Here is a 26,486-nt window from a genome sequence, read left to right as displayed (position 1 = left end):
GCCAAAAACCCCTCAGAACCTGTAGGTGAAGTTGGTCATCACGTTGCGTGGTGCGCCGTAGGTGCCGTACAGGCCGGCCATGCTGTAGTACTCGCGGTCGAACAGGTTGTTCAGGTTCACCGAGGCTTCCAGGTGCTCGTTGATGTCGTAGCGCGCCATCAGGTTGGCGATGGCATAGCTGCCCTGGGTGAAGGTGTGCAGGTCGTTGCCCACCTTGCTCTGCCAGTTCACGCCACCGCCCACGGTCACCTTGTCCAGCACCCCCGGCAGGCGATAGCTGGTGAAGGTCTTGAGGCTGTGACGCGGCAGCACGGTGTTGATGCGCTCGTCCTGGTTGTCGGTGGTCAGGGTATAGGCATACCCCGCCGACGCCTGCCAACCCTCGGCCAGTTCGCCGTTGATCTCCATCTCGATGCCTTTGGAGGTGGTGTCCTGCTTGGCCTCGTACACGTTGTCGTGCTGCCAGATCGCCAGGTTGTCCTGTTCGAGCTTGAACACCGCCACGCTGGAGTTCAGCTTGCCGTCGAAGTGACTGCCCTTGATGCCCATCTCGTAGCCGATGCCCTGCATCGGGTCGATGGGCTTGAATTGCGCGTCCTGCACCCACGACCCCTGCGGGTTGAAGATCTTGGTGTAGCTGGCATACAGCGACCAGGTGTCGTTCAGGTCGTACACCACCCCGGCATAGGGGATGAACACGCCGGTTTCCTTGCGGTCGGTGTTGCTGCTGGCCGCGCCATAGGGGCGGTCCTCGGTCTTGCGCTCCCAGTCGATCAGGCGGCTGCCCAGGATCAGGTTCAGGTCGTCGCTCAGGTGCAGGCGGGTGGTGAGGTAGGCGGCGTACTGGTTTTCTTCCTGTGACGACTTGCCGCTTTCGGTAAACGCCGGCTTGGGCTGCTTGCCGTCCCAGTCGAAGATGTTGTCGATCGACGCACCCGGGGTGGCGTTGTAGTCGTAGCGCCAGCCGCCCCACTCGGGCACGCTCTGGCTGAACTGCGACAGGGTCACGCCGCCGATCAGTTCGTGCTCGCGCTCGAACAGGCTGAACGGGCCGGTCACGTACAGGTCCAGGTTGTCCTGGCGCGGGGTGCCCGAGAAGCGCACCGGCAGCTGGCTCATGCCGCTGCCGTCCGGGTTCAGATCGCCCATGACGAAGCCGAACAGCTCGTCGAACTTGTTTTCCGAGTGGCTGTACTCGAGCTTGCCGCTCCAGCCGTTGCCCAGTTGCTGCTCCACCGAGGCGAAGTAGCTGGTCTGTTCGTGGTCGTTGTACGACCAGGTGGGTGCGCTGTTGATCGAGCGGCTGAGGTTGCTGCGCTCACCGTTGCTGAACCGGGTGGGCAGGCCGCTGCGCAGCGGGGAGTCGACGTCGGTGCGCAGGTAGCTCAAGCCCAGGGTCAGCAGGGTGTCTTCGCTCAGGTCGAATTCGGTGATGCCGTACAGCAGTTGGGTGTCCTGCTTGTAGCGGTCGACCCAGGCCTTTTCGGTCTTGTAGTCGGCCACCAGGCGGCCGCGCACGTTGCCGCTTTCGGTCAGCGGGCCGGACACGTCGAAGCCGCTGCCGTAGCGGTCCCAGGTGCCGGCCGAGCCGGTGATGCTGGCCTGGCCCTCGTAGGTGGGGCGCTTGCGGATCAGGTTGATGGTCGCCGACGGGCTGCCCATGCCGCTGATCAGGCCGCTGGCGCCGCGCACGATCTCCACCCGGTCGTACATCGCCATGCTCTGGGTGTAGTTGTCCATGCGCGTGGTGGTAGGCACGCCGTCCACTTCGTAGTTCTGGATCACGAAGCCGCGCGAATAGTAGCTGTCGCTCTCGGCGCCCAGGCCGTCACGGGTGACGATGATGCCCGGGGTGGCTTCCAGGGTGTCGGTCAGGGTGCTCAGGCGCTGGTCGTCCAGGCGCTGGCGGGTCATCACGGTCAGCGCCTGCGGGGTTTCCCTGGGCGTGAGGTTCAGGCGCGTCGAACTGCTGGAGGAGTAGGTGGTGTACAGCCCGGTGCCTTCGGTGGTCGAGCCTGGCGCCTTGCCCGAAATGCTCACGGCATCCAGTTGCAGGCCGCTGCCCAGATCCACCGGCAGCTCGATCAGGAAGCTGTTGGGGTTGGGCTGGCTCAGCCGTGCGCTGCTGCCGGTGAGGGTGCGCAGCGCCTGTTCGGCGGTGTAGTGGCCCTGCACCTCGGGGGACACGATGCCCGCTACCTGGTTGGCGTCATAGATCACCTGGTAGCCACTTTGCGCGCTGAACAGCTCGATGGCATCGACCAGCGACTGCGTCGAGATATGGAAATCGATGCGTTGCGTCTGGGCCTGAGTGGCCTCGGCGGCCTGCACGGCGGCGCCTGGCAGCAACGCCAGCAGGCTGGCGGCCAGGATCGCGCTGGCCAAGGGTCGACGGGTGAATGCGACGTCACGTGGGTACTGCATGGTTCCTCCCCCAAGAAGGTGCAAATGGTAATGCTTCTTATGTTGGGGGTGTGACGCAGCAGAAACGGGAATTACCGCGCCGTCGGCAAAATATTTTCAGCGCACGATCAGCCAGTGCCCCAACACGGCATCGGCACGCAGTTTCTGGCTGCTGAGCAGGGCATCGAGGGCGCTGTCGGCCTGGTCCAGGTTGAAGCTGCCGCTGACCCGTCGCTGGCCGGCGGCCTCGTTGAGCAGCACCAGGCGGGTGCCCTTGTAGGTGGCCAGCTGTTCGAGCACCTGCTGCAACGGCACATCGCGCACCCGCAGCTGACCGTCGCGCCAGGCCAGCAGGCGTTCGGCATCCACCGTCTGCGGCGCATCGAGCCGTTCGCCGTGCAGGGTCAGGCGCTGGCCGGGGCTCAGGCGCTGGCGCTGGCTGGTGGTGCTGACCTCGACGCTGCCGCTGAGCAGCACCACGTCATCGTGCTCGCCACGGCTGACCGAAAAGCGAGTGCCCAGCACCTGCACCCGGGCCTGGTCGACCTCCACTACGAAGGGCCTGCCGTCGTGCACCACGTCGGCGAACACCCGGCCCTGGCGCAGGCGCACGGTGCGGGTGTCGCCGTCGAGGTCGATGTCCACCGCGCTGGCACTGTCCAGGCGCAGGCGCGAACCGTCGGCCAGTTGCACCTCGCGGCGCTCGCCGGCGGCGGTGGCGTAGTCGCTGCCCAGGGTGTGTAGCGAGGGCACCAGCAACCAGCTCAGGCCGGAGCCCAGCAGCAGGCTGGCGGCGGCCGCATACAGCGGCCAACGGCTTTTCTTGGCGCGGTGCCGGTCGGCCTTGCGCACCCGGTGGGCGGGCAGCTCCAGGGTCTGCCAGAGCTGTTCGACGGCGGTCAGCGCGGCGGCGTTCTGTGCGTCGTGCACCCAGGCGTCGAAGGCGTCGCGTTCAGTGGGCGTGAGGTCATCGGCACGGCGCCGGGTAAACCAGTGCAAGGCCTGCTGTTCGCGTTCAGCGCTGGGGGAGTGATCGGGCGTCATTCGGCTTCGTTCGGCTGGCGCGCGTGCAGGGCGGCGGCCGCGCAGTGGCTCAGGGCTTTGTTCAGGTGGCGCTCCACGGCGCGGGGCTCCAGGCCCAGGCGTGCGGCGATGTCCTTGTAGCTCATTTGCTCGACCCGGGCCAGCAGAAACACCTCGCGGGTGGGCGAGGGCAGGCCGTCGATCAGGCGCTCCAGATGGTCGAGGGTATTGCCGGCCACGGCGCTGCGCTCGGGGCTGGTGTCGGTGAGCAACTGGTCGAGGGCCTGCTCGTCGCTGACCCCGCGCACCTGGTTGCGGCGCGCGTGGTCGATGCTCAGGTTGCTGGCGATGCGGTAGAGGAAGGCGCGCAGGTTGCCGACCTCGCTGCGCTCGCTGTGCATCAGGCGCACGAAGGCGTCCTGCAAGAGGTCGCGCGCGGTCTCCCGGCAGCGCACCCGACGGGTGAGAAAGGCCAGCAGCTCGTTGCGGTGACGCTGGTAGAGCAGCGTCAGGCTTCGGTCTTCCTGATTGTCGGGCATGGAGTGGTCGGGGCTCGCTATGGGTGTGGGAGCGGGCTTGACCCGCGATGCAGTCACCGCGCATGTGCTTGGCTCCGCGGCGATGCAATCGCGGGTCAAGCCCGCTCCCACAAGTGCTCGCGATGCTAGCGTTACTGAGAATTATTAACAAGTAGCCCACTCACTGAAAAGAATAGTGCGCTTGCTAACGAATTCTGGATAATTGGATCCCGACCACCCGATGGACGTTTTCCCATGGCCTTGAGCACCGCCCCGTCAAGTACGCACGCCAGCAACGGCGCGCCCAGCCAGAGCAGCCCGCTGGTGATGCGCATCATCGCTGCCTGTGCGCTGGCGCACCTGATCAACGACCTCATCCAGGCGGTGCTGCCGTCGATCTACCCGCTGCTCAAGGCCAACTACGGGCTGAGCTTCACCCAGGTGGGGCTGATTACCCTGACCTTCCAGATCACCGCCTCGCTGCTGCAACCGGCCGTCGGTTTCTATACCGACCGCAAGCCGATGCCCAACCTGCTGCCCCTGGGCACCCTGTGCACCCTGGTGGGCATCGTGATGCTGGCGTATGTCGGCAGCTTCCCGATGATTCTGCTGGCTGCGGCACTGGTGGGCATCGGCTCCTCGACCTTCCACCCGGAAACCTCGCGCATCGCGCGCCTGGCCTCGGGCGGGCGCTTCGGCCTGGCGCAGTCGACCTTCCAGGTCGGCGGCAATGCCGGCTCGGCGTTCGGGCCGCTGCTGGCTGCCGCCATCATCATCCCGTTCGGCCAGGGCAACGTGGTGTGGTTCGGCCTGTTCGCGCTGTTTGCAGTGATCGTCACCTACGGCCTGAGCCGCTGGTACCGCGGCCACCTGGCGCTGTTCAAGGCCAAGGCCGGCCAGGCCGCCACCCACGGCCTGAGCCGCAACCGGGTGATCGGCGCGCTGGTGGTGCTGGGCCTGCTGGTGTTCTCCAAGTACTTCTACATGGCCAGCCTGACCAGCTACTTCACCTTCTACCTGATCGAGAAGTTCGACCTGTCGGTGGCCAGTTCGCAGCTGTACCTGTTCCTGTTCCTGGGGGCGGTGGCTGCCGGGACCTTCTTCGGCGGGCCGATCGGCGATCGCATCGGGCGCAAGGCGGTGATCTGGTTCTCGATTCTGGGCGTGGCGCCGTTCACCCTGGCGCTGCCGTATGCCGACCTGTTCTGGACCAGCGTGCTCAGCGTGATCATCGGCTTCATCCTGGCTTCGGCGTTCTCGGCCATCGTGGTGTACGCGCAGGAGCTGGTGCCGGGCAACGTGGGCATGATCGCGGGGATCTTCTTCGGCCTGATGTTCGGCTTTGGCGGTATCGGCGCGGCGCTGCTGGGCTACCTGGCAGACATTCACGGCATCGAGTACGTGTACACGTTGTGTTCGTACCTGCCGCTGTTCGGGCTGCTGGCGATTCTGCTGCCGTCCACGCGCAAGCGCTGACAGCGCGCCGGCCAGGCGTCGATGCGATTGACGCCTGGCCGGGGTTTCACCTAGAGTGCCGGCCTTCCTTTTCCTGTAGTCGACCCATGAAACGTTTCTCCCGTCCTTGCGCAGCAAAGCCGCCGGTAGTCCAGGCCCTGCTGTGCGACTGGCCGTGCGATACGGTGCTCAAGCGTCGGCGCAGCGTCCTGTTCGCCTTCACCTTTTCTCCTCCGCGCGCCTGAACTGACCGTCGCTTTCAGAACACAGTCATGTTGATGCCTGCGCGCATGTGCGCGTCGGCGGGTTTCGGAGTTGTAGATGAACACGCGTTTGCTGGCGGGCCTTCTGTTCGCCGTTTCGATCGTAGGGTTGAGCCTGGGCGCCACCCTGCCACTGGTTTCCCTGCGCCTGCTCGATGCCGGGGCCAGCACCCTGCACATTGGCATCCTGTCGGCCGCGCCCGCTGCCGGCATGATGCTCTCGGCGTTCCTGGTGGACGCCTGCTGCCGCCACCTCACCCGGCGCACCATCTACCTGCTCAGCTTCGGCCTGTGCGCCCTGAGCGTGGGGCTGATCGAGTGGGCGTTCGACTCCACCTGGCTGCTCGGCCTGCTGCGCCTGGGCATGGGCGTGGGCATGGGGATCGCGATCATCCTGGGCGAATCCTGGGTCAACGAACTGAGCGAAGAGCACAACCGCGGCAAGGTCATGGCGCTGTACGCCACCGCCTTCACCGGTTGCCAGATGCTCGGCCCGACCATGCTTGCGCTGTTCGGCACCCATAGCCCTTGGGTGATCATCGTGGTCAGCGGCTGCTATGCCCTGGCCCTGGCGAGCATCGTGTGGACAGTGCCCAACGACTATGTGGAGCACGGTGACGACGGCGAGAAGAGTTTTACGCTGGGCGGCTTCTTTCGTGTGGCACCGGCCCTGTGCATGGGCGTGCTGTTCTTCTCGTTCTTCGATGCGGTGATTCTCTCGCTGCTGCCGGTGTACGCCACCAACCACGCCTATGCGGTGGGCGTGGCGGCGCTGATGGTCACGGTGATCCTGACCGGCGACATGCTGTTCCAGTTGCCGCTGGGCTGGCTGGCCGACCGCTGCGAGCGCACCACGGTGCACCTGGTGTGCGGCGTGGTGGCGATGCTGATCGGCCTGGCGCTGCCGTGGCTGATCCAGGTGCAGTGGCTGCTGTGGCCGGCGCTGGTGCTGCTGGGGGCGGTGGCGGGCGGGGTGTATACCCTGGCGCTGGTGCTGATCGGCCAGCAGTTCAAGGGCCAGGACCTGGTCACGGCCAATGCCAGCGTCGGCCTGTTGTGGGGTGTGGGCAGCCTGGTGGGGCCGCTGGTCAGTGGCGCGGCCATGGACGTCGCCCCCCATGGCCTGCCGATGGCACTGGCGGCGATGGCCGCGCTGTTCGTGTGCTTTGCCCGTAGCTCGCGGCGCAAGGCCTATGCGGCCCGCACCGCGCAGTAGCGGCCGGCCTCAGAAGCTTGCGCGCAGGGTCAGCGAGACGTTGCGCGGGTCGCCGTAGTAGTACCCCGTGGCCGTGGCGCCCACCTTCTTGTAGTAGTGCTTGTCGAACAGGTTGTTGGCGTTGACCTGCAGCGAATAGTGCTGGTTGAAGCGGTAGCCCAGCAGCGCGCTGTACACCGCATAGCCGCTTTGCGAGGCCACGGCATTGCCGTTGCGCGAGTAGATGTCGCTTTGCGCACTGACCCCGCCACCCACGGTCCAGGCGTCGTATGCCCCCGGCAGGCGGTAGCTGGTGAACAGCTTCAACTGGCGCTTGGGGTCGGTGGGGCGCAGCACGTTGCCGGTGTTGCTGAGGGTGTCCTTGAGGTACTCGGTGGTGGTGTAGGTGTAGCCCCCCGACACCTGCCAGCCGGGCAGCACTTCGCCGGTCACTTCCAGTTCGAACCCTTCGCTGCGGTTCTTGCCGGCGGCCACCTTGCAGTGGCCGCTGGTGTAGTTGGGCAGGCACGGGTCGGGGCTGCCCAGGTCATCCAGGGCGTTGCCCACCTGGTAGATGCGGAACACCGCCAGCGAGGTGTTGAGCCTGCCATCGTAGAACTCGCCCTTCACGCCCAGCTCGTAGGCTTCGCCAGTGACCGGGTCGAGCACCGCGTTGGACGCATCGGTGGCGCTTTGCGGGTTGAAGATCTCGGTGTAGCTGCCGTACAGGCTCAGGTTGCTGTTCAGGTCGTAGATCAGCGCCGCATACGGCACGATCTCGCGGTCGACGCTGTACTTGCCTGAGGTCTTGAGGTTGTTTTCCTGCTTGTAGTCGTACCAGTTGATGCGCGCGCCGATCACCGCGGTCAGCGGGTCGGCCAGCGAGATGCGCCAGGTGGCGTGCGCCGCCTGCTGGGTGGTGCGGGTCATCACCGGCTTTGCGCTGATGTTGATCGACGGCTCGGGCAGGCTGGTCTTGGGGTCCCATTCGCGAATGTCGAACACCCCGGAGGCCGTGAAGTTGGTGGCCGAGGCAGTGGAGTCGTTGCGGATGCGCTCCACGCCCACCATCAGTTCGTGCTCGCGGCCCAGCAGCTGGAAGGGGCCGTTGAGGGTGGCGCTGAGGTTGGTCTGCTCGCTTTCGCCGCCGTCGCCCTCGGTCACCTGGTAGTTCATCAGGTAGGGGTTGGTGGTGCTGGCGCGGGTGAAGTAGGTCTGCTTGAAGCCGTGGTCGTCGAGGCGAAACTGCGTGCGGGTGCCCGATACCTTGAGCGTCCAGTCGTTGTCGAACACATGCTCGAGCTCGGCGAAGGTCTGCAGGTTGCTGCGGTTCCAGCGGTTCCAGTCGGCGCCCAGGTAGGTGCTGCGCGAGAGCTTCAGCGGCGAGCCATCGAAGTTGGCTGGCAGGCCGCCCCACGAGCCGGTGGCCTCCAGCTCGGTATATTCGATGCCACCGGTGAGTGTGGTGCGTTCGCCCAGGTCGGCGGCCAGCACGCCGTAGAACACGTTCTTGCGCTCCATGCGGCTGTCCTGGAACGAGTCCTTGTCATCGTGCACGGCGATCATGCGGCCACGGATCGCGCCGTTGTCGGTCAGCGCGCCTGACAGGTCGGCCACATAGCGCTGCGCATCCCAGGAGCCGGCGGTGACGCTGGCCGAGGCCTGGAAGTCCCGGGTAGGGCGCTTGCGCACCAGGTTGACGGTGCCCGAGGGGTTGCCCGCGCCGCGCAGCATGCCGGTGGCGCCGCGCAGGATCTCGGCGCGGTCGATGATCGCCGAGTCACTCTGGATGAACGAGCCGCCGCCACTGCCTTGCACCACGGTGGCGCCGTCATACTGGATGGCGTCGATCTGGTAGCCGCGCGAGTAGTAGGTGACGCGCTCGCTGTCGACGTAGTCGACCACCACACCCGGGGTCTGCTCCATCAGGGTGGTGAGGTTGGTGATGTTCTGGTCGTCCAGGCGCTGGCGGGTCAGCACCGACACCGATTGCGGCGTGTGGCGCAGGGTCTGGGGCATCTTGCCGATGGTCACCGCACCGGTGGTGTACGAGCCGCTGTGCTCGGTGGTTTCGCCCAGGCGGTCGCTGGAGATGCTGGTGGCGCCCAGCTCCAGGGCGTCGCCGATGTCCACCGCCGGCAGCAGCAGGAAGCTGTTGGCCGACTTCTGCTGCACCTGCACGCCGCTGCCCTGCAATAGCAGCGCCAGGGCCTGGGCGTTGTCGTGGCTGCCGGACACGCCGGCGGTGGTCTTGCCCTGCAGGCTGGCGGCGTCATACGACAGGTTCAGCCCACCCTGGCGGGCCATCTGCTCAAGCGCTGCGTCCAGGGGCCCTGCGGGAATGTTCCAGCGTTGCACCTGCTGGGTGGCCGCAGGTGCGGCAGCGCCCAGCAACGGCGCAGCGGCGGCGCTCAGGGCCAGGCCGAGCAAGGCGCCACGCACGGCGCGCTGAAGGGGATCGGGGCGGGCAACACTGGGGTGGATCATTCGGGGCTCCTGAGAAGAGACAGACGTTTCGCCTTTATCCCTACAGGCCGAAGCTGAATGAGAAACCACCTCATTTATTTTTCAAACAGATTCAAGCCGGGCTGACACTGACCCAGTAGCGGGTGCGGTAGTCGATGCGAATCGGCAGTGCTTCGGCCACCAGCGCCAGGATCTGGTCGGTGTCGGCCAGCTGATAGGTGCCGAACACCTTCAACCCGGCCACCGCCTCGGCGCAGCGCAGCACGCCGGGGCGGTAGCGCGACAGCTCGGCGATGAACTCGCCCAGGGGCATCCGCTGCACGCTGAGCACGCCTTCGCGCCAGCCCCACGGGTCGGCGTGAGTCACGGCCGGGCCGACCTGGCCGCTGGCGCTGAACAGCAGTTGCTCGCCGGGGCGGGCGATGCGCGGCGCGGTGCCGTTGCCGGGGTACAGCGTCACACTGCCCTGGCGCACCGCCAGCAGGGTGCCGTCGGTACGTTCGCGTACCAGCAATTGCGAGCCTTGCGTTTGCAGTACACCGTCACGGGTGGTCACGCGCAGTGGGCGTGGGTCGTTGCCGGTATCGATGGACACCTCGCCCTGGATCAGGCTCAGCGCGCGCAGGTCGGCCGCGAAGCGCAGGTCGATGGCGCTGGCGGTGTTGAGCTGGATCACGCTGCCGTCGTTGTTGTGGAAGGTGCGCCGCTCACCGGTGGCGGTGTGCTTGTCGGCCAGCAGGGTGGGCAGCCCGAGCGGCTCGCGACCGACCCAGCCCAGGGCGCCGGCGGCGCCGAGCAGGCCCAGCAGCTTGAGGCTGTCGCGCCGGCTGATGCTGCGTCGCTGCGTGCCCTCCAGGGTGCGCCGACTGAGCTCGCGGGGCAGGCTGCTGAACTCCTCGCTCATGGCCTGGACCTGGGCCCAGGCCAGGGCGTTGTGCGGGTGCTGGTCGAGCCAGCGACCAAAGGCCTGTTCGGCCTGTACGGTGGGCGTGTTGTAGCGCAGTTGCACCAGCCATTCGATGGCCTGGTCGACGTGGGCCTGGCCCGGTGCTGGCTCAGCCCCGGGCATGGCGCAACCGATAGCAGACGCCCATGGCCTTGGCCAGGTCGCGCTCCACCGTGGCGCGGGACACACCCAGCTGTTCGGCGATTTTCGGGCAGCTCATGTCGTCCAGTTGCGCGTGCAGAAACACCTGGCGCACCCGTGGCTTGAGCTGCATCAGCAGGCGGTCGAGGCGTTGCAGGGTATCGAGGATCATCCAGCGCTGTTCTTCGCTGGGCGCGTGCGCGGCGGGCAGGTGGGCCAGGCTTTCGAGGTAGGCCTGTTCCAGCGCGCGGCGGCGGAACTGGTCGATCATCAGGCCGCGGGCGATGCTGCTCAGGTAGGCACGCGGCTGCTTGAGCGGGTGCGCGTGGCGAGCCTTGAGCAGGCGCACGAAGGTGTCCTGGGCCAGGTCGGCGGCGTGGGCGTGACAGCCAACGCGGCGCTGCAGCCAGGTGTTGAGCCAGGAGTGGTGGGTACGGTAGAGCAGGTCGACCTCGGACGGAGGGAGCGTGTCGCTGGTGGGCATCGTCGGTCGGGGCCTGCGCGCAAGAAGTGATTGTGAATCGTTCGCATTCTATGCGGGGAGCAGGGCGCGATGCAATTGGTGGGCGTGCGGGCCTCTTCGCCAGCCGTTCTTCAGCCAGCCACCCGCAATCCCGAGCTCGCCCGCACCTGCAACTGCGGCGCCAGAATGATCGACTCCACCGCTTCACCCTTGATGCGCTTGAGCAGCAACTCCACCGCATGCCGACCCATCTCGGCCAGCGGCAGGCGCACGCTGGTCAGCGGCACGATCAGTTCGTTGGCCAATGGTGTGTCGTTGAAACCCACCACGGCGATGTCCTTGCCCGGCTCCAGGCCCTTGTCCCGCGCGGCGCCCATCAGGCCGATGGCCAGAAAGTCGTTCACCGCGAAAAACGCCTGGGGGCGCGGGTTCAACCCCAGCAGGTACTCGCCCTGCTTGTGCCCGGTGAGGCTGTCGAACGGGCCATTGAGCGTCCACTCCGGGCGCAGGGTAATGCCCTGTTCGCGGTAGTACCGGGTAAAGCCGCGGGTGCGGTCGGCACCGGTGGAGGCGTGCCGCTCGCCCGCCAGGATCGCCACGTCGCGACAGCCCAGGCGGTACAGGTGCTCGGCCGCCAGCCAGCCGCCCAACTCGTCATCGCTGCCCGCCGTGAGGTGCCCGGCAATCTGCCGGCTGACCAGCACGTAAGGGATGTGCTTGCGCCCCAGCAGCTCCAGCAGTGGCTGCTGCTCGCCCACGTGCGAGTCGCCCACGATCAACCCCGCCACCGAGCGGCGCAGGGCATGCTCGGCCCGCGCCAGCTGGCGGGGTTGCTGATCGTCGGTATTGGACACGAAGGTCAGGTAGCCAGCCTGTTCGGCGGCGGCGTCGATGCTGTCGTAGATGGTCGCCATCACCAGATCGGTAAGGCGCGGCATGAGCACGCAGATCTCCTGGCTTTTGCGCAACTTCAGGTTGGATGCCTGCGTGTTCGGCCGATAATCCAGCTCTTTCGCCAACGCCCGAATACGCGCCACCACCTCGGCCGATGCCGCGCGCTCGACCCCGGCAGGGTCGCCATTGAGCACCCGCGACACGGTGGAAACGTGCACCCCGAGGGCGGTTGCCATGGACTTCAAGGTGGCAGGGCGTGATGGAGTGGGCATGTTCGAGGGGCTTCCAACCGTGGCTGATTTCGGGGCGCGATTCTAACCCAATCGACGGCTTGTCTCGGCAAACAACCTTTACCCAAACGATTGACTAAATGTTTTTGTGTGAATACATTCGCTCAACCCAAACGTTTGGGCAACACAATAAAAATACGCCGGACGCGGCCGCATTTTTGACTTCTGCCATCACTTGAAGAGTCAGATCCCTATGAACAACCCACCCGTTCCGCGCTTTCGCTACCAGATTTTCTTCCTGATCATGCTGATGGCGCTGCTCAACTACATCGATCGCGGTGCCATTTCGTATGCCTCGGCCAGCATTCTCCCCGAGTACGGTTTCGACAAGGCCGACTGGGGCAACGTGCTGGGCTATTTCGGCTACGGCTACATCGTCGGTGCGTTGATCGGCGGCATCCTGGCCGACCGTTTCGGCGCCAAGCGCGTATGGCTGATCGCCGGCGGAACCTGGTCGATCTTCGAGATCGCCACCGCCTTTGCCGGCGACATGGGCCTGGCCTTCATGGGCGGTTCGGCCATGGCCGGCTTTGCCACCATCCGCGTGCTGTTCGGCTTTGCCGAAGGCCCGGCGTACTCGGTGATCAACAAGAGCGTGGCCAACTGGGCCACGCCCAAGGAACGCGGCTTCGTGGTCTCGGTGGGCCTGCTCAGCACACCGCTGGGCGCCTTGCTCACCGCCCCGGTGGCGGTCGGCCTGCAGACCCTGACCGGCGACTGGCGCAGCATGTTCGTGGTACTGGGCGTGGTCAGCCTGGCGCTGCTGATCTTCTTCATGACCCGCTTCACCAACACCCCGGATGAAAACCCGCGGGTGTCCGAGGCCGAGCGCGAGTTCCTGCGCCAGGAGCGCGCCGCTGCCGCCAACGCCAGCACCCCGACCACCAGCGTCGCGCCGATCTGGCACTTCTTCAAGAACAAGGACCTGCTGCTCAATGCGGTGGGCTACTTCTCGTTCGTGTACGTCACCTTCCTGCTGCTGACCTGGACCCCCAAGTACCTGCAGGACGAGTTCCACTACAACCTGTCGTCGCTGTGGTACATGGGCATGATCCCGTGGACCGGCGCCTGCTTCACCGTGCTGCTGGGCGGCAAGATCTCCGACCTGCTGCTGCGTCGCACCGGCAACCTGAAGGTGGCGCGCAGCTGGCTGGCCGCAACCTGCCTGCTGCTGACCACGCTGTGCTTCATGCTGGTGTCGCAGGCCCAGACCGTGTGGGGCGTGATCGCCCTGATGACCCTGGCCAACGCCCTCAACGCGCTGCCCAACTCGGTCTACTGGGCCGTGGTCATCGACACCGCGCCATCCAACCGCGTCGGTGCCTACAGCGGCATGACCCACTTCATCGCCAACACCGCCTCGTTCATCGCGCCGATGCTCACCGGCTACCTGACCGTGCGCTATGGCTACTCGTCGATGTTCGTGGCCGCCGCCGTGGCCACGGCCCTGGGCATGAGCGCGATGCTGATGGTGCGCCCCGGCAGCCGGCAGGTTGTCCCTTCCCCTACACCTGCAACGGTTTGATGGAGTTGCCTGTATGAACCTGGCCAAGCCAACCCACACTGGATACTTTTTTGGCCTGTCGGTCGGCGACCTGGCGCGGCGCCTGCGCGCCGGCAGCCTGACGAGTGTCGAGCTGACCCAGGCCGCGCTCGACAGCATCGAGCGCCTGAACCCGGCACTGAATGCCTTTGTCGCCGTGGATGCCGAAGTGTCGCTGGCGCAGGCGCGCAAGGCCGACGAACTGTTTGCCCAGGGCCTGGACCTGGGCCCGCTGCACGGCATACCGGTAGCGATCAAGGACAACATCGACACCTTCGACCACGTGACCACCTATGGTTCGGCGCACTTCGAAGGCTTTCGCCCCACGCAGGACGCCCTGTGCGTGCAGCGCCTGCGCGAGGGCGGCGCGGTAATCGTGGGCAAGACCCTGACCCACGAGTTCGCCTATGGCCCCACCGGCGACCGCTCGCTGCAGGGCGCGGCGCGCAACCCGTGGGATGCGCGCTGCATCACCGGCGGTTCGAGCGCTGGCAGTGCAGCGGCGGTGGCCAGCGGCATGGTGCCGCTGGCGCTGGGCACCGACACCGGCGGCTCGATCCGCATTCCGGCGGCCTTGTGCGGCGCGGTCGGCTTCAAGCCGTCGTTCGCTGCCGTGCCGCTGGAGGGGGTGTTCCCGCTGTCGTCGAGCCTCGACCACGTGGGCCCGATTGCCAACCATGTGGACGATGCCCGAGTAGTGTTCGAAGTGATCGCCGCGCGTACCTGCGCGCCGGCCACGCTGCGTCGCCCGCTGCGTGTAGGCTGGATCGAGCCGGGCACTTTCGGGCCATTGGACGCCGACGTTCAGGGGCAGGTGTACCAGGCTGCGCAGCAGCTGTTTGGCGATGCACTGGAGCAGACCGGCGAGCTGGAGCCGTTGGTGGCGCAGCTCAAGGACACCTTGCTCACCCTGCAGCGCGCCGAGGCCTACGACGTGCATGCCGAGCGCATGCAGACGGCGCCGCAGCTGTTCGAGCAGGAGGTGCGCGAACGCCTTGAGCTGTCACGCGAGGTCAGGGGCTGGCAGTACATTCGCGCGCAGGCCGGCCAGGCTCGGCTCAAGGCGGCGATGGCGCGGCTGTTCGAGCGTTATGACTTCCTGGTCTCGGCCAGCGTGCCGATCACCGCGACGCCGGTGGATGCACGCGAGGTACAGGTGGGTGAGCAACGTATCGACGTGCGTGCTGCAGTGCTCAGTTACACCAGTGCCTGGAACCTCACCGGCCTGCCGGCCATCAGCCTGCCGGCAGGGCAGGTGCGGGGCATGCCGGTGGGGCTGCAGGTGATCGGTGCGGCGGGTGCCGACGATCAGCTGCTGCAGTTGCTGGCGCAGCGCTACGTTCGCACTTGATGCAGCCTCAGAACGTCCACTTGGCATTCACCATGGCATTGCGCGGTTCGCCGTAGGAGCCTGAGTTGAAGGTGCCCAGGCCGTCGTAGTAATGGGTGTCGAACAGGTTGTTGAGGTTCAGGCCGACCGTGAGGTGTTCATCCACCGCATAGTTGGCCAGCAACCCGACCACCCCGTAGTCACCCTGGTGTGCCTTGGTGCCGTAGGTGCCGTTGACCGCGTAGATGTCGCTCTGCCAGACCAGGTTGCCGCCCACGGTCAGGCGGTTCAGCTGCCCCGGCAGGCGGTAGGTGGTGCCGAGCTTGAACAGGTTCATCGGCTGGTTGGTTTCGACCCGATTGCCGTCCTTGTCGTGGGATTCACGGTAGGTATAGCCGCCGATGATGTTCCAGCCCGGCAGTACTTCGCCGGACACTTCGGTTTCGATGCCGCGCGTGGTGGTACCGGCAATGGCCCGGTAGATTTCGCGCCCTTGGGGCGACTCGCCAACGTACTGCGGGGTGTTCTTCTGCTGCACTTCGAACAGTGCCAGGCTCGCATTCAGCGCACCGTCGTAGAACTCGCCCTTGATGCCCAGTTCGTAGTTGTCGCCTTGCAGCGGCTCCAGCGAGGTGTTGCTGGCAGTCTTGTAGTAGGTCTGCGGCTGGAAGATGTTGGTGTAGCTGGCGTACACCGAGAAGGTGTCGTTCAGGTCCAGCACCACACCGGCATACGGGGTGACCACGCCGGATTTTCTGGTACGGTCGCGGCTGGTGCTGGCGCCGGTCAGTTCGTCGCTGCTGTCGTCTTTCTGGTCCCACCAACTGACCCGGGTGCCGAGGATGATCGACAGCGGGTCATAGGGTTTGAGGCGCAGGGCCGTGTAGGTGCCCGACTGGCTCAGGCGGGTCAGGCTTTCTTCGGTCTTGGACAGGTGCGGCTTGCCGCCCGGGTTGCCATCCCACTGGTTGATATCGTCGACCGCCGGGTTGGCACGTTGATAGGTCGGGTAGTTGAGGTGGGTGTAGGCGATGTTGGCACCCACCACCAGTTCATGCTCGCGCCCACCCAGCTCGAACGGGCCGCTGGCGTAAAGGTCGGCGTTGTCCTGGGTCTGGTAGCTGTCCAGGCGGTTGATGTACATCGACACGCCGGCGCCGGTCTGCGGGTCGGGCGCCCCGGCACTGGCCGAACCGGTCACGCCGCGGCGGTAGGCGTACTGGTGGCTGTAGGACGCCTTGAGGCTCCAGTCGTTGGCGAGTTTCTGCTCCAGCACGCTGGTGAAGTTGTACTGGGTGTTGTCCAGGTAGCTCCAGCGGGCTCCGGGGTTGAACGAGCGGGAAAAGTTCGTCGCGCTGCCATTGTTGTTGAACAGCGGAATGTGCCCGAAGCTGACCCCGTCGGAGTTGTTGTTCTGGTAATCCAGGCTCACGCGCAGCAGGGTGCTTTCGCTCAGGTCGAAATCCAGTGCGCCGTAGATCACGCGCTTGTCGGTCTTGTACCAGTCGACGAACGAGTTGGCGGTTTCATAGGCGCTGACCAGGCGGCCGCGCACCGTACCCGAGTCGGTCAGCGGGCCGGCGACGTCGAATTCGCCCCGGTAGCGGTCCCAGGCCCCGGCTTCTCCCGAGACGTAGCCCTGGAAGTCCGCCGTGGGCCGCTTGCGCACCAGGTTCAGGGTGGCCGAGGGCGAGCCCGCACCGCTGAGCAGGCCGGTGGCACCGCGCACCACTTCGACACGGTCGTAGATCGCCATGTCCGACAGGGTGCTGGTGAATTGCTGCGACTCGTTGGCCACCTGGGTCGGGATGCCGTCGTACTGTATGTTCTGGATCTGGAAACCGCGCGAGTAGAAGGTATAGCGGTCGCTGTCGCGGTGGTTGCTCGACAGGCCGGGGGTGAACTTGACCACATCGTCGAGCGAGGCAAGCTTGTGGTCGTCCAGTACCTGGCGCGGGATCACGGTGACCGACTGCGGGGTTTGGCGCAATGACAGGCCGAGCTTGGTGGCGGTGCGGGTCTGGCCGGTGGTGTAGGCGCCGGTGTTCTCGGTGGTCTCGCCCAGGCCTGCGCCGTTGATGCTGGTGGCGCCCAGTTCCACGGCGTTGCCGGTGGGGGCGGTGATCAGCTGGTAGCGGTTTTCGCCAGTGCGCACCACGCTCAGGCCCGTGCCGGCAAGCATGCCGTGCAGGGCCTGCTCAGGGGTACTTGCACCGGTCACGGGCCGGCTCTGTTTGCCGGCGGTCAGGGCGGCGTCGCTGGCCAGGTAGATACCGGCCTGGCTTGCCAGCTGGTTCAACTGGCTGGCCAGGGGGCCGGCAGGGATGTCCAGTGGCGCGGCGGTGGCGGCGCCGCTGGCGAGTGCAATGAGCAGGGCCAGGGGGCGTTTCAACAGGGCAGGGGCAGAGGCGAGTGGCATGCAGAATCCTTCGGGCGCACAGGGGTGAAAGGGTGTTCTCCTCTAATTCGAATGAGCCGCAAAAACCGGAAGCACCTGACGCTTTTTATTTTTCTGCAGGCTCCAGGGTCACCCACCAGTCGAAGCGTCGCGAAACTCGCACCGGCAAGGCGCTTTCGAGCATGGCAAGCACCTGGTCGGTATCGTTGAGCGGGTAGGTGCCCATGACCCTTAACGATGCGATCAGCGGGTTCACCGCCAGGTGCCCGCGCCGATGGTCGGCCAGCTCTGCAATGAAATCCCCCAGTGGCATGTCCTGCGCCACCAGCAGGCCTTGACTCCAGGCCTGGCGTTGGGCGCAGGCCGGCGTGGTGGCGGCCATGGTGCTGGCATCGAAGCCCAGGCCCTGGCCCGCATTGGCCACCCGCTGAATTGCGCTGGCGGCACAGGTGGCGCGTACCGCGCCGTCGTACACGTTGAGCAGGGTGCGGGCGCCCTGCTGGCGCACACTGAAGCGCGTACCCAGGGGCACCAGGCTGCCGGCCCGGGTCTGCACCTGGAAGGGCCGCGCCTCAGCGGCGGTCTCGATCAGCACTTCACCGCTGTACAGGGTCAGCAGCCGGCGCTGCCCGTCCAGTTGTACATCCAGGGCGGTGGCGCTGTTGAGCCACAGGAGGGTGCCGTCGGCCAGCACCTGGCGACGTACCTCGCCCACTGCGGTGGTGGTGCCGGCAGTGAGCGCTTGCAGGTCGTCCACCCAGTGGCGTTGCCAGCCCAGCCAGCCCAGCGTCACCCCACCGCTGAGCACGCACAGGCTGCTTAGCACCTGGCGGCGGGAGCGTTGCGTGCGCCGCAGGCTGGCGAGCGTCTGATGCGCCGCCCCGGCTTGCGGTTGCAGGCTGTCGAAGCGCTGGCTGATGCGCTCCACGTAGGTCCAGGCGATACGATGCTGTTCCTGTTGTTCCAGCCACTGTTGCCACTGGCCCCGCAAGGCCGCATCGGCTGGCGCGGCGCGCAGGCGTGCGAACCAGTCGGCGGCCTGCTCCAGGGTGGCAGAGTCCAGGGCCGCGCTCACAGCAAGGCCCCGTCCAGCTCCACTTCCAGCAGCAGGCATTGGAGCATGGCCTGGGCCATGTACTTGGTGACTGTGCGTTCGCTTACACCCAGCTGCGTGGCGATCTGGCGATAGTTCAGGCCCTGCAGTTGCGCCAGGCAAAAGGCTTCGGCCACAGGTGCCGGCAAGCGTTCGAGCATGGCCTGCAATTGGCCCAGAGTCTCCAGGATCAACGCCTGGTGCTCTTCGGAGGGGGCGATGCGTTGCGGCTGGTTGGCCAGCGTCTGCTGCCACGCACGCTCGACCTGCTTGCGGCGCTGGAAATCCACATACAGGTGTTTGGACACCGTACTCAGGTAGGCCCGCGCATGCCCGTCGCTACTGAACTCGCGCGGTTGCGCGAGCAGGCGCAGGAATACGTCGTGGGCCAGCTCTGCGGCATCGTGCACGTTGCCCAGACGCCGCGCCAGCCACTGCTGGATCCAGCCGTGATTGTCGCTGTAGAGGCTGGCCACGTTGGTACGGTAGCCGCAAGGAGGGGAGGTCATCGTGTGGCGCCCGCACCGAATGAGAATAGTTATCAAGTATATTCAGCCGGCGGGCATTGAGCAATCAGCGCAAGCAAGGGGCTGGCTTGCGCTGATGGGGGTCAGATACGTGCGAGTGCCTGGGCCAGGTCTGCGCGCAGGTCATCGAAGTCTTCCACGCCTACCGACAGGCGCACCAGGGCGTCGCCAATGCCCAGTTGCGCGCGCGTCTGCTCGGGGATGGTGGCATGGGTCATGATCGCCGGGTGCTCGATCAGGCTTTCCACACCGCCCAGGCTTTCGGCCAGGGCAAAGATCTGTACCTGTTCCAGGAAGCGTCGGGCACCGGCCAGGTCGGTAGCCAGGTCGAGCGAGATCATCCCGCCAAAACCGTGCATCTGCTGGCGCGCCAGGGCGTGCTGCGGGTGCGAAGGCAAGCCGGGATAGTACACACGCGCCACCTGCGGTTGCTGTTCGAGCCACTGCGCCAGTGCCAGGGCATTGCTGCAGTGGCGCTCCATGCGCAGGGCCAGGGTCTTGACCCCGCGCAAGGTGAGGAAGGCATCGAACGGGCCGGCGATGGCGCCCACCGCGTTCTGTATGAAGCCCAGGCGCTCGGCCAGCTCGGCGTTGTCACCCACCACGGCAATGCCGCCGATCACGTCCGAATGCCCGTTGAGGTACTTGGTGCTCGAGTGCACCACGATGTCGAAACCCAGTTCCAGCGGGCGCTGGATCCATGGGCTGGCAAAGGTGTTGTCGGCCACGCAGAGGATGCCGCGTGCGCGGCAGAGGCGTGCGATGGCCGCCAGGTCGCTCAGGCGCAGCAGCGGGTTGCTCGGGGTTTCGATGCACACCATGCGCGTGTCGTCCTGCAACGCTGCCTCGAACGCGGCAAGGTCGGACAGGTCGACGAAGCTGAAGCGGTGCCCGGCGCTGCGCCGACGCACCCGTTCGAACAGGCGGAAGGTGCCGCCGTACAGGTCATTGCCCGAAACGATGTGGGAGCCGGCATCCAGCAGTTCGAGCACCGCCGAGATCGCCGCCAGCCCGGAGGCGAAGGCGAACGCCTGGGTGCCGCCCTCCAGATCGGCCACGCAGCGCTCCAGTGCCCAGCGCGTGGGGTTGTGCGAGCGCCCGTAGTCCAGGCCCTTGTGCACGCCGGGGCTCTGCTGGATGTAGGTGGAGTTGGCATAGATCGGCGGCATCAGCGCGCCGGTGGATGGGTCGGGCGATTGCCCTGCATGGATCACGCGGGTGGCGAAGGCGGTCTTGTCGTGCTGGGTCATGGGAGTGCTCTGCGCAAGTGGTTAAGCATATCGACACGGGTGATCAGGCCGTGAAAGCCCGTGGCGTCGGCAATGATCGCCACCAGGCCTCGGTCCAGTTCGGCCTGCAGCGCCGCCAGGCTGGCAGACGGCGGCAGGGTTTCCAGCTGGTCGGTCATGGCGCTGGCTACGCTCAGGGAGAAGTGCGACGGGTCTTCATGCATGCCCAGCAGGATGTCGGATTCATCGATCACGCCCACCAGGCGCTGGCCGTCGACCAGCACCGGCAATTGCGACACGTCGGCCAGGCGCATGCGCTGGAAGGCAGTGAGCAGGGTGTCGTCGGGGCGCACGCTGATCACCCGGCCATCCTCGAAGCGCCGCGCGATGAGGTCGCGCAGGTCGCCGTAGCGGGTGCGCTGCAGCAGGCCCTGGTCGGTCATCCACTGGTCGTTGTAGACCTTGGACAGGTAGCGCGTGCCGGTGTCGCACACAAAGCTGACCACCCGCTTGGGTTCGGTCTGCTCGCGGCAGTAGCGCAGCGCGGCGGCCAGCAGGGTGCCGGTGGAGGAGCCGCCCGGAATGCCTTCGGCGCGCAGCAGCTGACGCGCATGCTCGAAGCTTTCTTCGTCGCTGATCGAGTAGGCCTGGCGCACGCTGGAGAGGTCGGCGATCGAGGGCACGAAGTCCTCGCCGATGCCTTCTACCGCCCACGCCCCAGGCGTGATCAGGGTGCCGCTGCGGCTGTACTCGGCCATCACCGAGCCCACCGGGTCGGCCAGCACCATGGCCAGGCCCGGCTGCACGCGCTTGAAGAAACGGGTCAGCCCGGTAAGGGTGCCGGCCGAGCCCACGCCGACCACGATGGCGTCCACATCGTGCTGGGTCTGCGCCCAGATTTCCGGGGCGGTGCTGGTCTCGTGGGCCAGCGGGTTGGCGGGGTTGTTGAACTGGTCGGCGAAGAACGCATCGGGGATGTCCGCCGCCAGCCGTGCGGCCACGTCCTGGTAATAGTCGGGGTGGCCCTTGCCGACGTCGGAGCGGGTGATGTGCACCTCGGCGCCCATGGCCTTGAGGTGCAGCACCTTCTCGGTGGACATCTTGTCGGGCACCACCAGCACCACCCGGTAGCCCTTGGCCCGCCCGACCAGCGCCAGGCCCAGGCCGGTGTTGCCGGCGGTGGCCTCGACGATGGTGCCGCCGGGGCGCAGGCGCCCGTCGCGCTCGGCGGCATCGATCATGGCCAGGCCGATGCGGTCCTTGATCGAGCCGCCGGGGTTCTGTGATTCGAGTTTGAGGAACAGTGTGCAGGGGCCGGTATCGAAGCGGCTCACCTGCACCATCGGGGTGTTGCCGATCAGGGCAAGTACGGCGGGGTTCGAGGCGTTGGGCATGACGTCATCTCGCTTCGGGGTCGTTTGACCTTAGGCGCAGATCAGGGGCCTCGCAACCCTGGCCGGCCAGCCGGTTGCGCCTCCAGGCGCAGCGCTGTCGATGTCTTTACATGAGCAGAACTTGATTTGATGTGAAATTAAATGAGTTTGTCTCATTCTGCGGGCCTGCCGACAATGGCTGCCATCACCCCCTAAGGAGAGCATTGTCATGGCATTGGCCCACTCACTCGGATTCCCCCGTATCGGTCGCGACCGCGAACTGAAAAAGGCGCAGGAAGCGTTCTGGAAAGGCGAGCTGGACGAGGCGGGCCTGCGTGCTGTGGGCAGCGAACTGCGCAAGGCCCACTGGGCCCTGCAGCGCCAGGCCGGCATCCAGTTGCTGCCGGTGGGCGATTTTGCCTGGTACGACCAGGTACTGACCCATTCGCTGATGTTCGGCGTGGTGCCCGAGCGCTTTCGCCCGCAGCACGGCAAGGCCACCCTGCAGACACTGTTCGGCATGGCGCGTGGCGTCAGCGACAGCTGCTGTGGCGGTGCGCATGCCCAGGAGATGACCAAGTGGTTCGACACCAACTACCACTACCTGGTGCCTGAATTCAGCGCCGACCAGCAGTTCAGCCTGGGCTGGGAACAATTGTTCGAGGAAGTGGCCGAGGCCAGGGCCCTGGGCCACGACGTCAAGCCGGTGGTGATCGGCCCGCTGACCTATTTGTGGCTGGGCAAGACCAAGGGCGGCGACTTCGACAAGCTCGAGCTGCTCGAGCGCCTGCTGCCGCTGTACGGCGAGATTTTCCAGCGCCTGGCGGCACAGGGTGTGGAGTGGGTGCAGATCGACGAGCCGATCCTGGCGCTGGACCTGCCGCAGGCGTGGAAGAACGCCTTCGAGCGTGCCTACAACCTGATCCAGCGCGACCCGCTGAAAAAGCTGGTTGCCACCTACTTCGGTGGCCTGGAGGAGAACCTGGGGCTGGCGGCCAACCTGCCGGTCGACGGATTGCACATCGACCTGGTGCGCGCCCCCGAGCAGTACCCGACCATTCTCGACCGCCTGCCGGCCTACAAGGTGCTGTCGCTGGGTGTGGTCAACGGCCGCAACGTGTGGCGCTGCGACCTGGACAAGGCCCTGGCCGTGCTGCAGCACGCCCATGAACGCCTGGGCGAGCGCCTGTGGGTGGCGCCGTCGTGCTCGCTGCTGCACAGCCCGGTAGACCTGGGCCGTGAAGACGCCCTCGATGCCGAGCTCAAGAGCTGGCTGGCCTTTGCCGTGCAGAAGTGCGAGGAAGTCGCGATCCTGGCCCATGCCCTCGACCAGCCCGAGGCGGCCCCGGTGGTGCAGGCCCTGGCCCGCAGCCGTGCAGTGCAGGCCAGCCGCGCTGCCTCCACGCGCATCCACAAGCCGGCGGTGCAGGCCCGTGTGGCCGCCATCAGCGAGAAGGACAGCCAGCGCCACTCGCCCTTTGCCACGCGAATCGCCCGCCAGCGTGCCCGCCTGAACCTGCCGCTGTTGCCGACCACCACTATCGGTTCGTTCCCGCAGACCGGTTCGATTCGCCTGGCACGCCAGTCGTTCAGGCAGGGCAAGCTGAGCGAGGGCCAATACGTGGAGGCGATGCACAGCGAGATTCGCCACGCCGTGCAGGTGCAGGAGCGCCTGGGCCTGGACGTGCTGGTGCACGGTGAAGCCGAGCGCAACGACATGGTCGAGTACTTTGCCGAGCAGCTCGATGGGTACGTGTTCACCCGCTTCGGCTGGGTGCAGAGCTACGGTTCGCGCTGTGTGAAACCGGCGGTGATCTTCGGCGACCTGAGTCGACCGCATGCCATGACGGTGGAGTGGATCCGCTACGCACAGGGCCTGACCGACAAGGTGATGAAGGGCATGCTGACAGGGCCGGTGACCCTGCTGATGTGGTCGTTCCCGCGTGAAGATGTGTCGCGCGAGGTGCAGGCGCGGCAACTGGCGCTGGCCATCCGCGATGAAGTGGTGGACCTGGAGGCGGCCGGCATCAAGATCGTGCAGATCGACGAGGCGGCGTTTCGCGAGGGCCTGCCGCTGCGCCGGGCGCAGTGGCAGCAGTACCTTGACTGGGCTACCGAAGTGTTTCGCCTGTGCGCCTCGGGCGTGCGTGACGAAACCCAGATCCACACCCACATGTGCTACAGCGAGTTCAACGATGTGATCGAATCGATTGCCGCCATGGATGCCGACGTGATCACCCTCGAAACCTCGCGTTCGGACATGGAACTGCTGGAGGCATTCGAAGCCTTCCACTACCCGAACGAGATCGGCCCGGGGGTTTACGACATTCACTCGCCCCGGGTGCCGGAGGCTTCGGAAATGGCCGAGCTGCTGCGCAAGGCTGCCCGGCGCATTCCGGTCGAGCGCCTGTGGGTCAACCCGGACTGCGGCCTGAAGACCCGCGGCTGGCCGGAAACCGAGGCGGCGCTGGCGAACATGGTGAGTGCTGCCCGCTTGTTGCGCAACGAGCTGGGGTGATCGTTCGAGGCTTGTTGGCCGCCACCACGACCTGTTGGTGAACGAACAAGCCTGGCAACGCCGATCCTGCAGGCCATGGCCTGCAGGATCGGCGTTGTATCAGCGTGTGCCCGCTACCGCACGGGCACGTGCCGCGTGCAGCTTCTTGTAGCTGTCGATCAGGCGCAGGTGACGGTCCAGACCTTCGAGCTTCATGCTGGTGGGGGTCAGGCCGTAGAAACGCACGCTGCCATCCACCGAGCCCAGTACGGCATCCATGCGCTCGTCCCCGAACATGCGCCGGAAGTTGACGGCGTAGTCTTCAAGCGCCATCTCGTCGTCCAGCACCACTTCCAGCACCACGTTCAACGCCTGGTAGAACAACCCGCGCTCGACGGTGTTGTCGTTGTACTGCAGGAAGGTCTCCACCAGCTCCTTGGCCTCCTCGAAACGCTCCAGCGCCAGGTGAATCAGCAGCTTGAGCTCCAGGATGGTCAACTGACCCCACACCGTGTTGTCGTCGAACTCGATGCCGATCAGTGTGGTGATGTCGGTGTAGTCGTCCAGTTCGCTGTCTTCGAGTCGCTCGACCAGCGCTTGCAGGGCGTCATCGTCCAGGCGGTGCAGGTTGAGGATGTCGGCACGGAACAGCAGCGCCTTGTTGGTGTTGTCCCACACCAGGTCGTCGACCGGGTAGATCTCCGAGTAGCCTGGTACCAGGATGCGGCAGGCGGTGGCACCCAGGTGCTCGTACACCGCCATGTACACTTCCTTGTCCATGCCTTCGAGGATGCCGAACAGGGTGGCAGCTTCTTCGGCGTTGGAGTTTTCACCCTGGCCGGAGAAGTCCCACTCGACGAACTCGAAGTCGGCCCTGGCACTGAAGAAGCGCCACGACACCACGCCGCTGGAGTCGATGAAGTGCTCGACGAAGTTGTTCGGCTCGGTCACCGCCTGGCTTTCGAAGGTCGGCTGCGGCAGGTCATTCAGACCCTCGAAGCTGCGCCCTTGCAGCAGCTCGGTGAGGCTGCGCTCCAGCGCCACTTCAAGGCTTGGGTGCGCGCCGAACGAGGCGAACACGCCGCCGGTGCGCGGGTTCATCAGGGTCACGCACATCACCGGGAACTCACCGCCCAGCGACGCATCCTTGACCAGCACCGGGAAGCCCTGGGCCTCCAGGCCCTGGATGCCGGCGAGGATGCCGGGGTACTTGGCGATGACGTCCTGCGGCACGTCGGGCAGGGCCAGCTCGCCTTCGAGGATCTCGCGCTTGACCGCGCGCTCGAAGATCTCCGACAGGCATTGCACCTGCGCCTCGGCCAGCGTGTTGCCGGCGCTCATGCCGTTGCTCAGGTACAGGTTTTCGATCAGGTTGGACGGGAAGTACACCACCTCGCCATCGGACTGGCGCACGAAGGGCAGGGCGCAGATGCCACGCTCGGTGTTGCCCGAGTTGGTGTCGTACAGGTGCGAGCCACGCAGTTCGCCGTCGGGGTTGTAGATGTCGCGGCAGTGGGCGTCGAGGATCTCGGCCGGCAGCGCGTCCTTGCGGCCCGGCTTGAACCAGCGCTCGTCGGGGTAGTGCACGAAGTCGGCGTTGGCGATGTCCTCGCCCCAGAACTGGTCGTTGTAGAAGAAGTTGCAGTTCAGGCGTTCGATGAACTCGCCCAGTGCCGAGGCCAGTGCGCCTTCCTTGGTTGCGCCCTTGCCGTTGGTGAAGCACATGGGCGAATGCGCATCGCGGATGTGCAGCGACCAGACGTTGGGCACGATGTTGCGCCACGAGGCGATCTCTATCTTCATCCCCAGCCTGGCGAGGATGCCCGACATGTTGGCGATGGTCTGTTCCAGCGGCAGGTCCTTGCCGGCGATCACGGTACGCGTCTGCGCCTGGGCGTCCAGCATCAGCAGGGCCTGGGCGTCGGCATCGAGGTTGTCGACTTCCTCGATCACGAACTCGGGACCGGTCTGCACCACCTTCTTCACGGTGCAGCGGTCGATGGAACGCAGGATGCCCTGGCGGTCCTTGGCCGAGATGTCGGCCGGCAGCTCGACCTGGATCTTGAAGATCTGGTTGTAGCGGTTTTCCGGGTCGACGATGTTGTTCTGCGACAGGCGAATGTTGTCGGTGGGGATGTTGCGCGTTTCGCAGTACAGCTTGACGAAGTAGGCCGCGCACAGGGCCGAGGAGGCCAGGAAATAGTCGAACGGGCCGGGTGCCGAACCATCGCCCTTGTAGCGGATGGGTTGGTCGGCCACCACCGTGAAGTCATCGAACTTGGCTTCAAGTCGAAGGTTGTCGAGAAAATTGACCTTGATTTCCATGCGGGAATACCGTGCTGAAAGTGCGAAACGAATTGGCCGCCATTATCCGGCTTTTTGCCCGGAAGTCTTGGCATGTCACCCGAAGGCGTGACCGACACCGGTAAAAACAAAACC

The 26,486-nt window shown here is 65.9% G+C and carries 18 protein-coding genes; 5 read left to right on the top strand and 13 right to left on the bottom strand.

Annotation, left to right across the window (positions count from 1 at the left end; translation table 11 throughout):
* Window positions 1-12: 12 nt before the first annotated feature.
* The 3 genes from CR917_RS10395 to CR917_RS10385 form a co-directional block, all read right to left on the bottom strand.
* On the bottom strand, window positions 13-2,424 hold the full coding sequence (locus CR917_RS10395; RefSeq protein WP_104572256.1) for a TonB-dependent receptor: 2,412 nt from the start codon (window positions 2,422-2,424) through the stop codon (window positions 13-15).
* A 96-nt stretch (window positions 2,425-2,520) separates the two neighbouring features.
* Window positions 2,521-3,447 carry a FecR domain-containing protein gene (locus CR917_RS10390; RefSeq protein WP_104572255.1) on the bottom strand — a complete coding sequence of 309 codons (927 nt, stop codon included), beginning with the start codon at window positions 3,445-3,447 and terminating at the stop codon, window positions 2,521-2,523.
* Window positions 3,444-3,965, bottom strand: a complete 522-nt coding sequence (locus CR917_RS10385) for an RNA polymerase sigma factor (RefSeq protein ID WP_054916253.1) — start codon at window positions 3,963-3,965, stop codon at window positions 3,444-3,446. Before CR917_RS10385 ends, CR917_RS10390 begins: the two co-directional genes overlap by 4 nt.
* Window positions 3,966-4,199: 234 nt before the next feature.
* Here CR917_RS10385 and CR917_RS10380 point away from each other — a divergent pair, with 234 nt between their 5' ends.
* Both CR917_RS10380 and CR917_RS10375 read left to right on the top strand, forming a co-directional pair.
* The gene (locus CR917_RS10380) at window positions 4,200-5,420 is read left to right on the top strand and encodes an MFS transporter (RefSeq protein ID WP_078481506.1); all 1,221 of its coding nucleotides are present in this window, start codon (window positions 4,200-4,202) and stop codon (window positions 5,418-5,420) included.
* A 300-nt stretch (window positions 5,421-5,720) separates the two neighbouring features.
* A complete protein-coding gene (locus CR917_RS10375) occupies window positions 5,721-6,878 on the top strand; it encodes an MFS transporter (RefSeq protein ID WP_043864312.1) in 1,158 nt (385 codons plus the stop codon).
* 9 nt (window positions 6,879-6,887) lie between these two features.
* Here the strand turns inward: CR917_RS10375 and CR917_RS10370 are convergent, their stop codons facing one another.
* From CR917_RS10370 to CR917_RS10355, 4 genes are all read right to left on the bottom strand, one after another.
* On the bottom strand, window positions 6,888-9,344 hold the full coding sequence (locus CR917_RS10370) for a TonB-dependent receptor (protein WP_104572254.1): 2,457 nt from the start codon (window positions 9,342-9,344) through the stop codon (window positions 6,888-6,890).
* 91 nt (window positions 9,345-9,435) lie between these two features.
* Complete coding sequence (locus CR917_RS10365; RefSeq protein ID WP_104572253.1) at window positions 9,436-10,392, bottom strand: FecR domain-containing protein; 957 nt, start codon at window positions 10,390-10,392, stop codon at window positions 9,436-9,438.
* Entirely contained in the window at window positions 10,379-10,894 is a 516-nt protein-coding gene (locus CR917_RS10360) for a sigma-70 family RNA polymerase sigma factor (protein ID WP_043864315.1), read from the bottom strand. Before CR917_RS10360 ends, CR917_RS10365 begins: the two co-directional genes overlap by 14 nt.
* Window positions 10,895-11,004: 110 nt before the next feature.
* Window positions 11,005-12,003, bottom strand: coding sequence for a LacI family DNA-binding transcriptional regulator (locus CR917_RS10355; protein WP_229589130.1), 999 nt, complete (start codon window positions 12,001-12,003; stop codon window positions 11,005-11,007).
* Between the two features lie 247 nt (window positions 12,004-12,250).
* Here CR917_RS10355 and CR917_RS10350 point away from each other — a divergent pair, with 247 nt between their 5' ends.
* Both CR917_RS10350 and CR917_RS10345 read left to right on the top strand, forming a co-directional pair.
* Complete coding sequence (locus CR917_RS10350; protein WP_043864317.1) at window positions 12,251-13,582, top strand: MFS transporter; 1,332 nt, start codon at window positions 12,251-12,253, stop codon at window positions 13,580-13,582.
* A 13-nt stretch (window positions 13,583-13,595) separates the two neighbouring features.
* Window positions 13,596-14,951, top strand: a complete 1,356-nt coding sequence (locus CR917_RS10345; RefSeq protein WP_104572252.1) for an amidase — start codon at window positions 13,596-13,598, stop codon at window positions 14,949-14,951.
* A 7-nt stretch (window positions 14,952-14,958) separates the two neighbouring features.
* Here the strand turns inward: CR917_RS10345 and CR917_RS10340 are convergent, their stop codons facing one another.
* The 5 genes from CR917_RS10340 to CR917_RS10320 form a co-directional block, all read right to left on the bottom strand.
* A complete protein-coding gene (locus tag CR917_RS10340) occupies window positions 14,959-17,349 on the bottom strand; it encodes a TonB-dependent receptor (protein ID WP_104572251.1) in 2,391 nt (796 codons plus the stop codon).
* An 85-nt stretch (window positions 17,350-17,434) separates the two neighbouring features.
* Window positions 17,435-18,403: a FecR domain-containing protein gene (locus tag CR917_RS10335; protein ID WP_256589645.1), complete on the bottom strand. Its 969-nt coding sequence runs from the start codon at window positions 18,401-18,403 to the stop codon at window positions 17,435-17,437.
* Window positions 18,400-18,930, bottom strand: a complete 531-nt coding sequence (locus tag CR917_RS10330) for a sigma-70 family RNA polymerase sigma factor (RefSeq protein WP_043864320.1) — start codon at window positions 18,928-18,930, stop codon at window positions 18,400-18,402. Before CR917_RS10330 ends, CR917_RS10335 begins: the two co-directional genes overlap by 4 nt.
* A gap of 101 nt (window positions 18,931-19,031) precedes the next feature.
* Window positions 19,032-20,198 (bottom strand): PLP-dependent aspartate aminotransferase family protein, encoded by a 1,167-nt coding sequence (locus tag CR917_RS10325; RefSeq protein WP_104572250.1) that lies wholly within the window; start codon window positions 20,196-20,198, stop codon window positions 19,032-19,034.
* A complete protein-coding gene (locus CR917_RS10320; RefSeq protein WP_078481512.1) occupies window positions 20,195-21,571 on the bottom strand; it encodes a cystathionine beta-synthase in 1,377 nt (458 codons plus the stop codon). Before CR917_RS10320 ends, CR917_RS10325 begins: the two co-directional genes overlap by 4 nt.
* Before the next feature lie 208 nt (window positions 21,572-21,779).
* Here CR917_RS10320 and metE point away from each other — a divergent pair, with 208 nt between their 5' ends.
* A complete protein-coding gene (metE, locus tag CR917_RS10315) occupies window positions 21,780-24,068 on the top strand; it encodes a 5-methyltetrahydropteroyltriglutamate--homocysteine S-methyltransferase (RefSeq protein WP_078481513.1) in 2,289 nt (762 codons plus the stop codon).
* 99 nt (window positions 24,069-24,167) lie between these two features.
* Here the strand turns inward: metE and CR917_RS10310 are convergent, their stop codons facing one another.
* Window positions 24,168-26,372: an OsmC domain/YcaO domain-containing protein gene (locus tag CR917_RS10310; RefSeq protein ID WP_058540633.1), complete on the bottom strand. Its 2,205-nt coding sequence runs from the start codon at window positions 26,370-26,372 to the stop codon at window positions 24,168-24,170.
* Between the last annotated feature and the right edge of the window lie 114 nt (window positions 26,373-26,486).

This window comes from Pseudomonas sp. BRM28 (genome assembly GCF_002939405.1).
GTDB classification, from domain to species: domain Bacteria; phylum Pseudomonadota; class Gammaproteobacteria; order Pseudomonadales; family Pseudomonadaceae; genus Aquipseudomonas; species Aquipseudomonas palmensis.
Note: the sequence above shows the minus strand (reverse complement) of the source record. Positions and strands in the feature narration are given on the sequence as shown.